This window comes from Streptomyces sp. NPDC054840, from assembly GCF_053611065.1.
Genome location: NZ_JBSGZP010000258.1, coordinates 1 through 9,481, shown reverse-complemented (window position 1 = coordinate 9,481; position 9,481 = coordinate 1). Strand labels below are relative to the sequence as shown.

The following is a 9,481-nucleotide window of genomic DNA, read 5'->3' as shown; positions in this document are numbered from 1 at the left end:
GCGCTGCACGGGTGACACCAGCTGCAGCTCCGCCTTCGCCGGGTAGGTCCCCGTGCCCTTGAAGGTCCACAACAGGTGCAGCCGGGCCTCCCGCTGACCGCGCGGCACCCGCTCGGTCAGCTGCTCGGACCGGGTGCCGTCGCTGCGCACCCACCGGTAGGTGAGGATGCCGGGGCGCCCGTCGGTCGCCACGACGGCCACCACATCGGCCGCCGCGTCACAGGCCGGGCCCTTGGGATCGGTGCTCACGGCCACGTCCCGGACCTCGATGCCGGGGCCGAGCCGCTGCCACCCGAGGTACGCGAGGACCCCGGCCAGGACCAGCGCCGCGAGGGCGTACCGCCGCAAGCCCGCCAGGCGGCGCCGCCGGGGCGGCGGAACGAGGGCCGGCACGGCGTCGACGGGGAACGGCGCGGGCATGGCCGCGGTGACCCCGGGACCGAACCGGAGCACGGAGCCCTCGACCCGGTCGGGAGCCACCGGCTCCACCGCGGTCACGGGCTGGACCGCGGTGACGGATTCCCCCCCGGACCCCGGCTGGACCACGGTCACCGGCTCCGCCCCGGCCGGCGGGCCGCTGAACCAGTGGCTGCCGAGGACGGTGGCGCTGTAGTCGTCGCCCTCGGGGGCGGCGGAACCGCTCATCGGGGCACCTCCTGGTCCGTGCAGCGCAGCAGGTACTGCGAGGCCGACGCGGACTTGTTTCCGGCGGTGGGCTTGGTGGTGACGCGGACGCCGCCGTAGCAGCCGTGGCCGCGCGAGAAGGTGTGGGACCTGACCTCGGTGGCCGTCGAGCCGGCCGGGACCACGAACGACTCCGTGCCGTCAGGGACGGAGTAGGAGCCCTGGGCACCGCCCAGGAACCACTCCACCGTCACGGTGACCGAACCGGCGCCCTGGGAGGCGACCGAGATCGTCGCGTCGCCCCGGTAGACCCCGGTCCTGAGCGACACGGACACGTCCGTGACCTTCAGCGTGGGCGTCGGTGTCGGGGTCGGCGTGGGCGACCAGCTCACCGTCGGCTTCGGGGTGGGGCTCGGCGACCACGACGGAGAAGCCGACGGCGACGGGGACGCGGACGGCGACGGGCTCGGGGACGCGGAAGGGCTCGGACTCGGCGAAGGGGAGGCGGATTCGCTCGGGCTCGGGCTGGGCGAGGGCGATCCGGGCGGGGCCGCGCTCGTGGTGGCGAAGGCGCTCACCGCCGAGGCCGCGTCCGGGGCCGCGCCGATCGCGTCCGTCGTCAGGACCAGTACGGTTCCCAGCACCAGCGCCACGCCCGCCGCGAGCCAGCCGCGACGCCCCGGGGCCCAGCCGGAACCGCCGGGCACCGTGGTCGAAGCGACATCCGTGGTACCCGCCGCCGGGCCGCCCGCCGACGGGAACAGCAGCGGTAGCAGGGCGGCCAGCGCCGCCAGCTTGCGCTGTCCGCGTTCCTCCCACTCGGGCCCGTACGCCGCCAGCGCCACGCCCTCCAGCTCGGCCACGAACGCCTCGGCGTTCTCCGGCCGCTGCTCGGGTGCCTTCGCGAGGCCGCGCCGGATCAGCGGACGTACGGGCTCGGGCGCCTCGGTCTCCGGTACCGGCGCCTCGATGTGCTGGACGGCGAGCTCGGCGAAGTTCTCCCCGTCGTAGGGCTTGCGGCCGGTGAGGCACTCGAAGAACGTCGCCGTCGCCGCGTACACGTCGGCCGCGGGCGAGGCCGGCCGGCCCTGCCACTGTTCGGGAGCCATGTAGGCGGGGGTTCCGGCCACGCCGGGCGTGCTGCCCCGGTTCGCCGCGATCCCGAAGTCCACCAGCTTCGACGAACCGTCCGGCGCGACCAGGACGTTCTCCGGCTTGTAGTCGCGGTGGACCACGCCGGCCCGGTGCGCCGCCGCGAGCCCGAGCAGGGAGCCCTTGAGGACCACCAGCGCGGCCTCGGCATCGGCCCGCCCTGACTGCTTCAGCAGGGCGCGCAGGGAGATGCCGTCCACCAGCTCCATGACGATGGCCGCGCCGCCGGACGCCTCCACGTACTCGTAGAGCCTGACCACGTACGGGGTCTCCAGCCCGCCCAGGAGACGGGCCTCAGCCCGGAACTCCCCGACGAACGCCGGATCCTGGCGCAGCCGGTCGCTGAGGTACTTCACCGCGACCGGGGTGCCCGTACCGTCGTGGACGGCGAGCACCACGCGGCCGCTGCCGCCCGAACCGAGCTCACGGACCTCTGTGTAACCGGGGACCGACCATGCCGCCCGCGTGTCGTTCATCGTTCCTGCCCCCTGCCTGCCGTGTGGCGCCGCATCGCTCGGACGACCGGTCCCGGACCGGCGTCCACCGGCCCTCCCGGGACCGGACGCCCCCTGGGACGTGGTTTCCGCCGTGGCCGGTTCCCAACCACGGCGGATGGCTCAGGCCGCGGCCGGCATCGCGCCGATCATGGCGTGCAGCCGGTCGGCCGCAGCCAGACCGAAGGCCGGATCGTTGATGTGCGTGTCGTAGTCGTACAGCCTGGTGGCACTTCCCCGCAGGCCCTCGCGCAGCGCCGAGAACAAGGCCCGGTCCGCGCCGGCGTCATGGTACGGCCCACCCGGCGCGCCGAGCGTGGACAGTCCACGGAGCGGGACGCAGACCGCCGTGGGTCCGTTCGCCACGCGCAGTTTGGCGGCGACCCGGCGCCCGAGTTCCGCGCACTCGGCCGCGGTCGTACGGGTCACCGTGATGGACGGATTGTGGACGTGGACACCCCGGTCACGGACCTGCCGGGGCAGGCTCTCCAGCGGGCCGAACTTCACCATGTCCAACGCCCCCAGGCTCACCACCTGCGGGATTCCGGCCCGCCCGGCCGCGCTGAGCCGGTCGGGCCCCGCGCTGAGGATGCCCCCGCACAGGTCGTCGGCGAGCTCGCTGAGGGTGAGGTCGAGGACGCCCGCCAAAACCCCCTGGCCCGCCAGGGTCTCCAGGGTGCGGCCACCGGTGCCGCTGACATGGAAGACCAGTACCTCGTAGCCGAGTTCCGTCAGCCGCTCACGCGCCGCGTCCACCCCGGCCGTGGTCACGCCCGCCATGCTCGCCGCGATCAGCGGGCGGCCGCCCGTGCCCAGCAGGGGCGGGCGGCCCTCCGGGGAGGTGTGGGCGTAGGCCCGGGCCATCCCCGTGATCGCCGCCACGGCGTTCGCCAGGACCGGTGCGGAGACGCTGTTGATCCCCGCGATGTCCACGACGCTGTACATCATGGTGATGTCCGAGGAGCCCACGTAAGGACGGACGTCCCCGGACGCCATGGACGAGACCATCAGTTTGGGTACGCCCAGCGGCAGGGCGCGCATCGCCCGGGTGGCGATGGAGGTGCCGCCGCTCCCGCCGACGGCGAGCACCCCGTGCAACCTGCCCTCGGCGTGCAGGCGTAAGAGGATCGCCTCCGCGCCCCTCGCCATGGTGGTCACGGCCGCACCCCGGTCGGCGGCCGTGCGCAGTTCCGACAGTTCCGTACCCGCTGCCTCGGCCACCGCGTCACGCGGGACGTCGGCGGGCACCCGGGGTTCACCCATGATTCCTGTGTCGACCAGTACCACTTCGACGCCGGCGCGCAGCAGCCTCTCGCGCAGCCAGCCGTACTCCACACCCTTGGTGTCCAAGGTTCCCACCAGCACGACGTTCGTCATGTGTGCAATGTCCATGCAGGTAAGGGTGTTGGCAAGTGCAAGTGTGGGTCAAACCTTCAGGAGCCCCAACAGCCGCTCCAGGAACGGAAGTTGGGAGGGGATCAGCATGTTTTGCGCCAGTGGGGGAGCAAACCAGGCCACCCGGTCCAGCTCCGGGAACTCCTGAATGTTCCCGGAGTGCGGCGGCCACTCCATCGAGAAGGTGCCGGGCACCATCAGCGCGGGGTCGAGATCCGCCTCCACCGCCCAGATGGTCACCAGCTTTCCGCTGGTCAGCCGCACCTCGCCCAGCGGCAGGTACGTGCCCTCCGGCGGCGGCAGCCCGATCTCCTCGGTGAATTCCCGGCGGGCCGCGTTCCGCGGAGTCTCCTCCGGCCCGTATTCACCCTTGGGGATGGCCCAGCCACCGGCTTCCCGCCCGGCCCAGAGCGGGCCGCCCATGTGTCCGAGGAGTACCTCGACACCGGGCTGCGACTCCGGACCGGTCCGCCGGAAGAGGAGCAGTCCGGCACTGCGTTTGTGCGTCATGGGTCCATCCATGCCCCGTACGGACCCGCGCCAATGACGCGCGGTACGCGTGCCGCCGTCAGTGGTCGTGCGGGCCCTGCCGGTGGACCGGACCGTGCGCGTCCGCGCAGTGCGCGTCGGACGCGCCCCCGCCCGCGCGGCCGACGGTGAGGAGGGAGTCCTGCGCATGGTCCACCTGGAGGGTGGTGTGCGTGATCCTGTACTCCTTGTCGAGCAGCCCCTCCAGGTCCCGGCGGACGGCGTGGCAGTCGCCCGCCGGCTCCACCAGCACGTGCGCGGACAGCGCCGCCTGACCCGAGGTGATCGTCCATATGTGCAGGTCGTGGACCTCGGTGACGGGCGGGTGCCCGGCCAGCCGGTCGCCGACCACGTCCGGGTCCACATGGGCCGGAGCGGCCTCCAGGAGGATCCGGCCGGACTCGCGGACCAGCCCGTAACCCGCCTTGATCATCAGCACCACCACGACCAGCGTGGCGATCGCGTCCGCCTGCCGGAAACCGGTGGTCAGTACGATCAGACCGGCGATCGCGGTCCCGATGAAGGCGAACAGGTCGTTCAGGATGTGCTGGTAGGCGCCCTCGACGACGAGCGTGGAACGGTTCGCCCGGGAGATGCACCAGGCCGCCGCCACATTGACGACGATGCCCGTGAGCGCCGTCAGCACGACGAGCCCGCCCTCCACGGGCGGCGGGTCCATCAGCCGCCGCACCGCCTCGTACGCCAGCCAGAGCGCCAGCAGGATCAGCGTCAGCCCGTTCGCCTGGGCGGAGAGTATCTCCGCCCGCTTGAGGCCGAACGTGAAGCCGCCGCGTGCGGGGCGCGCGGCCAGCCGCATGGCGATCAGCGCCAGGACGATCGAGACGGCGTCGGTCAGCATGTGGGCCGCGTCCGAGATCAGGGCCAGCGAGTTGGCCATGACACCGATGACCACCTCGACGGCCATGAACCCACCGATCAGGGCGAGCGCGATCGCCAGCCAGCGCCGGTCGGCGTCGGCCGACACGCCGTGACTGTGGCCTCCGGGTCCGTGGCTGTGTCCTCCGGGTCCGTGGCCGTGACCATCGGACCCGGGTCCGTGTCCGTGGCCGTCGTGCTCGTCGTCGTGACCGCTCATGTCGTCCCCCGTCTCGTCGCGGCACCCGTGTGTTCGGTTCCGTCGCGTGAAGTGAAGCGCACCCCGGCAGGATCGGCAAAGGCTGCAACGGGGACCGTTGTCATTACCCATAAGAGGGCTCTGACCTGCGGCGATGTCTGACCGGTGCCGGACCTTCAGGATCGTGGGAAAATCTGTTCATGGTCCAGCGCCCCGGTGTGCCGACCGCGCCCCAGCTCGTCCTGGTGACCGACTGGGGCGCGACGGAGATGGCTCCCGACCGGATCTACCACGTCGGTCGGGACCCCCTGTGCGAGATCTGCCTCGACGACGCCCGCGTCTCCTGGCACCACGCGATCCTGCGTCCCGACGGCGACCACTGGACGCTGGAGGACGAGGGCAGCACCAACGGCACCTACGCCGACGGCCACCGGGTCCACGAGTGGAGCGTCGGCGTCGGCACCGAACTGCGCTTCGGCAGCCTCGACGACGGGCCGCGCGCCGCCGTCATCGACCCGGCCCCCCCGCCACCCGCCGCGGCGGCCACCGGTCGGCCCTCCCAGGTCGCGAATCCGGCCAGGACCGGTACCTTCCGGCAGCCGACGACCGTACGACCGCTGCCCGTCCGTACCGCCGTCCGCATCGGCCGTGCTCCCGACAGCGACCTCGTCGTCGACGACCTCACCGTGTCCCGCCGGCACGCCGAACTGCACGCCCTCGCGGACGGCAGCTACGAGATCGTCGACCTCGGCAGTCACAACGGCACCTACCTCAACGGCGCCGCCGTGACCCGGGCCACCCCCGTCACCGAGGGCGACATCGTCGGCATCGGCCACTCGGTCTTCTGCCTCGTCGGTGACCAGCTCCAGGAGTACGTGGACACCGGCGAGGTCTCCCTCGACGTCCAGGGCCTCACCGTCGCCGTCGACCGCGGCCGCAAGATCCTCCTCGACGAGGTCTCCTTCCCGGTCGGCGCCAAATGCCTGCTCGCCGTCGTGGGCCCCAGCGGAGCCGGCAAATCCACCCTGCTCGGCGCACTGACCGGCCTGCGCCCCGCCGACCGGGGCACCGTCCTGTACGACGGGCGCGATCTCTACCGCGACTACGCCGAGCTGCGCAGCCGCATCGGCCTCGTCCCGCAGGACGACATCCTGCACTCCCAGCTCACCGTCCGGCGCGCCCTCACCTACGCCGCCGAACTGCGCTTCCCGCAGGACACCGCCAAGGCCGAACGGCAGGCCCGGGTCGACGAGGTGATCGGTGAGCTCGGCCTCGAACAGCGCGCCGACCAGCCCATCCACAGCCTCTCCGGCGGCCAGCGCAAACGCGTCTCCGTCGCCCTGGAACTGCTCACCAAGCCCTCCCTGCTCTTCCTGGACGAGCCCACCTCCGGCCTCGACCCCGGCATGGACCGCTCGGTGATGAACATGCTGCGCGTCCTCGCGGACGACGGCCGCACGGTCATCGTCGTCACCCACAGCGTCCTCAACCTCGAAGGCTGCGACCGCCTCCTGGTCCTCGCGCCGGGCGGGCGCATCGCGTACTACGGTCCCCCCGGGGAGGCCCTCGGCTTCTTCGGCTTCGAACAGTGGCCCGAGGCCTTCGAAGCCTTCGAGAACCAGCGCGACCGCGACTGGGCCACGGAGTACCAGGCCTCGCCGCTCCACCGCCGCCACATCGACGTCACCGCCAACCGGCCCCCACTCACGGCGCGGGCCGAGCGGGCCGCCGGTGTCCCACTGCAGCCGCCCCCCAAGGCCCAGAGCTGGGGCTCCCAGCTCTCCACCCTGATCCGCCGGTACGCCGCCGTGCTCAGGTCCGACCGCACCTTCCTGATCATCATGGTCGCGCTGCCGTTCGTCATGGGCGCCATGACCCGCGCACTCGCCGGCAACTCCCTCAACGCCGAAACGGCGCTGAACGCCCTGTTCATCCTGTGCGTGGGCGGCGTCCTGATCGGCGCCGCCAACGCGGTGCGCGAACTCGTCAAGGAACGCGTCATCTACCGGCGCGAGCGCTCCGTGGGCCTGTCCCGGTCCGCCTACCTGATGTCCAAGGTCGTGGTCCTCGGCGCGGTCACCGTCGCCCAGGCCGTGGTCCTCACCCTCGTCGGCCTCGCCGGAGTCACCATCAACGCTCCCGGCGGCCAGGGCCTCTTCATGCCACCACTGATCGAGATCACCCTCGCCGTCGCCCTGCTGTCCGTCACCGCGATGCTGCTCGGCCTGCTGATCTCCGCCCTGGTGACCAAGGAGGAGGTCACCATGCCGCTGCTGGTCCTCCTCACGATCGTCCAGGTCGTCTTCTGCGGCTCCCTGCTGAAACTCACCGGCGTCCCGGTCATCGAACAGCTGGCCTGGTTCGTACCGGCCCGGTGGGCCATGGGAGCGATGGCGGGCACCATCGACCTCGGCGCGATCGTGCCCGGCAAGATCACTCAGGACCCGCTGTTCGACCACGAGGCCCACCTGTGGCTCCTCGAAATGGGCATGCTCGTCGTCCTTTCCGTGCTGTTCGGCGTGCTGGTCGCCCGGCTGCTGCGCCGCCACGAGCCGACCATCATGCGGAAGTAGGCCTCATGAGCAGCCCGCTGGGATACCCCGGAGGCGAGGTGGCGGACTTCCGTCCCACCCATGTGGTGCCGCAGGAGGGACTGTCCGCCTGGGAGGCGCCCGACGTCTCCCGGCCGACCGTGCCCCTGGACCCGTTCCTGCCCGTGCAACTGCTGTCCCGGCGCGGGGAGTGGGGGGAGGTCCTGTGCGCCAACGGCTGGTCCGCCTGGGTGGACGGACGGCTGCTCGTCGCCGTGCCGCACCCGCCGCCGACGGCCGGCGGACGGCCCCCGGTCCGCTCCGAGGACCCGCGGCCCCTGCTCACCCGCGGCTCCGAGGCTCTCGAACGCTACCGGCGGGCCGTGGACGAGCTCGCCTCGGGACGGATCGACACCGACGCCTTCCGCCGCTCCGTACGCGGACTGCGGGCCGGCGTGGTCATCGACGGGGAGTCGGTGTGGCTCTACGACGAGAATTCGGGCAGGTGGCTGTACGACGACGGGGACCGCATGACGACTTACGCGGTCGTCGCCGGCCCGGGTGGCCCGGCCGCCCCCGACCCCGGGCCACAGCGGCCGCCCGCCGAGCCGCCGCCCACGGCAGCGCATCCGGGCGGCGCGGGCGCCGTACGGAGGGAACCGACACCGACCGAGGCGGTCGGAGTCCCGCCCGAACGGCCCGGAGACCAGCCCGAGCGGTCAGCGGCCCATGACCCGACCCGGATCGTGGACACCCGCGACCCCGGAGGCGGCTGACGGTGGACGAGGAACGCGCGGAGCCCGCCGGCGGGTCCCCCACCGACCTGCGCGGGCAGGAGATCGCCGGGTACCTGGTGGAGAGCGAGATCGGGCGCGGCGGCATGGCCGTCGTCTACGAGGCACGGGACCTGCGCCTCGACCGGCGGGTGGCACTGAAACTGCTGGCCCCCGAACTCGCCCGGAACGCTACCTTCAGGCAGCGGTTCGCCCATGAGTCGAAGGTCGCCGCGACCATCGAGCACCCGCATATCGTGCCCGTGTTCGAGGCGGGGGAGGCGGACGGGCTGCTCTACATCGCCATGCGCCTCGTCGAGGGTCCGGACCTGCGGGTGATGCTGGACCGGACGGGCCCCCTGCCGGTGGGGACCGCCGCGCGGATCGCCGGCCAGGTGGCCTCCGCGCTGGACGCGGCCCACGCGCACGACCTGGTCCACCGGGACGTGAAACCGGGCAACATCCTGATCGCGCCGGGCACAGACCGGGACCACCCGGAACACGCCTACCTCACGGACTTCGGACTGACGAAGAAATCGCTGTCACTCACCGGGTTCACGACCGACGGCCAGTTCGTCGGGACCGTGACCTACGTGGCGCCGGAACAGATCTCCGGCAAGCCGGTGGACGGCCGCTGCGACGTCTACAGCCTCGGGTGCGTCGTCTACGAGGCTCTCGCAGGGGAACCGCCCTTCCAGCGGGACGACGACATCGCCCTGCTGTGGGCCCATCAGTACGACGCCCCGCCACCGCTGAGCGCACGGCGGCCGGACCTGCCGGAGGCCGTGGACGAGGTACTGGCGAAGGCGCTGGCCAAGTCACCGGACGACCGGTGGAACAGCTGTCTGGAGTTCACCGGAGCCCTGCGGCGGGCGGGGGAGGGCGGCGGCCCACCGCCGACGGCCGGGG

Annotated in this window: 8 protein-coding genes; 3 read left to right on the top strand and 5 right to left on the bottom strand. The window is 72.4% G+C overall.

All coding sequences use genetic code 11. From position 1 onward, the window contains the following. The 5 genes from ACWGIU_RS19525 to ACWGIU_RS19505 all read right to left on the bottom strand — a co-directional run. Positions 1-645 (bottom strand): hypothetical protein (locus ACWGIU_RS19525; protein ID WP_453707438.1); only part of this gene is annotated, 645 nt, incomplete at its 3' end. Further along, a complete protein-coding gene (locus ACWGIU_RS19520) occupies positions 642-2,252 on the bottom strand; it encodes a serine/threonine-protein kinase (RefSeq protein ID WP_453707436.1) in 1,611 nt (536 codons plus the stop codon). The genes ACWGIU_RS19525 and ACWGIU_RS19520, both read right to left, overlap by 4 nt. Before the next feature lie 141 nt (positions 2,253-2,393). Next, positions 2,394-3,647 (bottom strand): Tm-1-like ATP-binding domain-containing protein, encoded by a 1,254-nt coding sequence (locus ACWGIU_RS19515; RefSeq protein ID WP_453707440.1) that lies wholly within the window; start codon positions 3,645-3,647, stop codon positions 2,394-2,396. 48 nt (positions 3,648-3,695) lie between these two features. After that, entirely contained in the window at positions 3,696-4,175 is a 480-nt protein-coding gene (locus ACWGIU_RS19510; RefSeq protein ID WP_453707435.1) for an NUDIX domain-containing protein, read from the bottom strand. Between the two features lie 58 nt (positions 4,176-4,233). Next, positions 4,234-5,289 (bottom strand): cation diffusion facilitator family transporter, encoded by a 1,056-nt coding sequence (locus ACWGIU_RS19505; protein WP_453707433.1) that lies wholly within the window; start codon positions 5,287-5,289, stop codon positions 4,234-4,236. Positions 5,290-5,468: 179 nt separating this feature from the next. Between ACWGIU_RS19505 and ACWGIU_RS19500 the strand changes: the two genes are divergently transcribed. From ACWGIU_RS19500 to ACWGIU_RS19490, 3 genes are all read left to right on the top strand, one after another. Further along, positions 5,469-7,841: an FHA domain-containing protein gene (locus ACWGIU_RS19500; RefSeq protein WP_453707431.1), complete on the top strand. Its 2,373-nt coding sequence runs from the start codon at positions 5,469-5,471 to the stop codon at positions 7,839-7,841. A gap of 5 nt (positions 7,842-7,846) precedes the next feature. Continuing rightward, entirely contained in the window at positions 7,847-8,575 is a 729-nt protein-coding gene (locus tag ACWGIU_RS19495) for a hypothetical protein (RefSeq protein WP_453707429.1), read from the top strand. A gap of 2 nt (positions 8,576-8,577) precedes the next feature. After that, the coding region (locus tag ACWGIU_RS19490; protein WP_453707427.1) for a serine/threonine-protein kinase at positions 8,578-9,481 on the top strand (904 nt) is incomplete at its 3' end.

Coding starts and splice junctions, on each gene's coding strand:
- ACWGIU_RS19520 (WP_453707436.1), bottom strand. CDS start 2,252: ATGAACGACACGCGGGCGGCATGGTCGGTCCCCGGTTACACAGAGGTC.
- ACWGIU_RS19515 (WP_453707440.1), bottom strand. CDS start 3,647: ATGACGAACGTCGTGCTGGTGGGAACCTTGGACACCAAGGGTGTGGAG.
- ACWGIU_RS19510 (WP_453707435.1), bottom strand. CDS start 4,175: ATGACGCACAAACGCAGTGCCGGACTGCTCCTCTTCCGGCGGACCGGT.
- ACWGIU_RS19505 (WP_453707433.1), bottom strand. CDS start 5,289: ATGAGCGGTCACGACGACGAGCACGACGGCCACGGACACGGACCCGGG.
- ACWGIU_RS19500 (WP_453707431.1), top strand. CDS start 5,469: ATGGTCCAGCGCCCCGGTGTGCCGACCGCGCCCCAGCTCGTCCTGGTG.
- ACWGIU_RS19495 (WP_453707429.1), top strand. CDS start 7,847: ATGAGCAGCCCGCTGGGATACCCCGGAGGCGAGGTGGCGGACTTCCGT.